This window comes from Alkanindiges illinoisensis (assembly GCF_004377485.1).
GTDB lineage: Bacteria > Pseudomonadota > Gammaproteobacteria > Pseudomonadales > Moraxellaceae > Alkanindiges > Alkanindiges illinoisensis_A.
Window position 1 is genome coordinate 1 of record NZ_SNTY01000061.1, and the last position, 2,048, is coordinate 2,048.

At 43.8% G+C, this 2,048-nt stretch carries 3 protein-coding genes; 2 read left to right on the forward strand and 1 reads right to left on the reverse strand.

Annotated features, from left to right (window positions below; genetic code table 11):
• Both E2B99_RS12035 and E2B99_RS12045 read left to right on the forward strand, forming a co-directional pair.
• On the forward strand, positions 1–426 hold a 426-nt coding region (locus E2B99_RS12035; protein WP_134245236.1), incomplete at its 5' end, for an IS5 family transposase.
• A gap of 385 nt (positions 427–811) precedes the next feature.
• Entirely contained in the window at positions 812–1,591 is a 780-nt protein-coding gene (locus E2B99_RS12045) for a substrate-binding domain-containing protein (RefSeq protein WP_004758163.1), read from the forward strand.
• A 183-nt stretch (positions 1,592–1,774) separates the two neighbouring features.
• Here the strand turns inward: E2B99_RS12045 and E2B99_RS15125 are convergent, their stop codons facing one another.
• A complete protein-coding gene (locus E2B99_RS15125) occupies positions 1,775–1,894 on the reverse strand; it encodes a helix-turn-helix domain-containing protein (protein ID WP_166739045.1) in 120 nt (39 codons plus the stop codon).
• Positions 1,895–2,048 lie beyond the last annotated feature (154 nt).

A 2,048-nucleotide genomic window follows, 5' to 3' on the forward strand; every position in this document is an offset into this window, starting at 1 on the left:
GTCAGTGATTCACAGGTGCTTGGTGATTTACTTAATCAGATTCCACAAGATGAGCGGATTGACTCTGTTTATACCGATGGAGCTTATGACACCAAGCAATGCCGTCAGGTCATTGCAGATCGGCAAGGGCATGCGGTGATTCCACCTAGAAAAAATGCGAAACCATGGAAAGATACAAAGAGTAGCTCGCTAGAGCGAAATGAATTACTTCGAACAATTAAACGTTTAGGCAGGACACTATGGAAAAAATGGTCAGGCTATCATCGGCGAAGTTTGGTTGAAACTAAGATGCATTGCATCAAATTATTAGGAGATAAACTCAGTGCAAGGAGTTTTGATAGCCAAGTGAATGAGATCCATGCACGTGTAGCAGTCCTTAACAGATTTACGGAATTAGGTCGACCACTTACCCAAGTTACGCCTTAAATTTAGCTCAATTAGGGGCGCTTTGCATTTCAAATCTTTGTGCAACAAAGCCCCGCCAATGTAAAAATGACCCACTAGGGGATGCGGACAAAATTCAACCGGCGTTGACAGCTCGCGCACTTCGGGGGTAAATTTGGTTCGGATTTTGCTCATGATGACTCCATTGTCTCAAATAACGGAGCCTCCTCAAAATCCGGGGCGGTTCACTTCTATAGAAAGGAGAGAACTTTCCTCGACAAGTTGATGTCTGAGACAGGTATTGAGTACTTCGTGAAATAGATTAATCAAGATCACTCAACAGTATGCTTCGGTTGCACGACAAGACACTTAAAAATGTCCTTTCAGCAATATTGTTATCAAAAGAATTCTTTTTAGGATAGTAACCATGAAATCGCTAAAGCATCTAATTCCCGTACTTACATCATGTCTGTTAGGCATGTCCGCTGTCATTCCAGCAATTTCTCATGCGGCTCAAGAGGTACGAGTTTATGGCCCGGGCGGCCCAGCTCCCGCGATGAAAGAAGCCGCGAAGACATTTGAGGAAAAAACTGGCACACCAGTAATAGTTACCGCTGGCCCCACACCAAAATGGATTCAAAACGCAAAAGACGATGCTCACATTATCTACAGCGGATCTGAAACGATGATGACCGACTTCGCCCAGGCTATGGAGGGCGGATTTGATGAAACCAAGGTTAAGCCGCTCTACCTGAGGCCATTGGCAATACTTGTACGCCCGGGCAATCCTAAAAATATCAAGGGACTTTCCGATTTGTTCAAACCTGGACACAGAATTTTGGTGGTCAATGGTGCTGGACAAAATGGTGTATGGGAGGACGCAGCGGGCCGTAAAGGAAGTATTGAGTCGGTGAAAGCGTTCCGAAAAAATATTGCCAAATACGCCAAAAACAGCGCCATCGCAAAACAGGAATGGACTGATGACACTTCTTTGGATGCCTGGCTAATCTGGAACATTTGGCAAGTTGCGAACCCCACCTTGGCGGAAGTTGTGCCCATTGAAAAAGATTATGTTATCTATCGTGATACCGGTGTGGTGCTAACCAACAAAGGTGAACAGATCACAGCAGCGAAACAATTCGTTTCGTTCTTACAATCCGACGACGGTGCGGCTATCTTCAAAAAATGGGGATGGATTACTCAATAAAATAAGCTTAAGAACAGTGGTGCTTGCATGAGCAAGCTCACGTGTGCGCCACTGCCCTTGCATAAAATACTTCCTGAATCGCAATTGAGAATCGTTTTTTCAAGCGACGTAATACATGCCATTGGCTTGAGCGGCAGACCTCAAAAAATATTCAATCGCTGCGCGAGATCTCCGCAAAACAAGCTATTCTTTACTACCTAATTTTCTGTAAAGTGTTCTCTCACTGATGCCTAAATAATTAGCGAGCTCTTTTTTTGAGCCAGAAAAATTTTTCTGCAACTCACGTATTTCTGAGTCATTCATTTTTCTTTTTTTGACTCCGAGAGTGGATGATGTGTGTTGATAAAAACGGAGGCTTTCGCTTGGGAGGATTCTAGACAGCCAACCTGTAAAAGTCCTCTGCCATTTGATTTGGTGTCTTAAAATCCAATCCTTTTTGGATTCTTTGCTGATTATA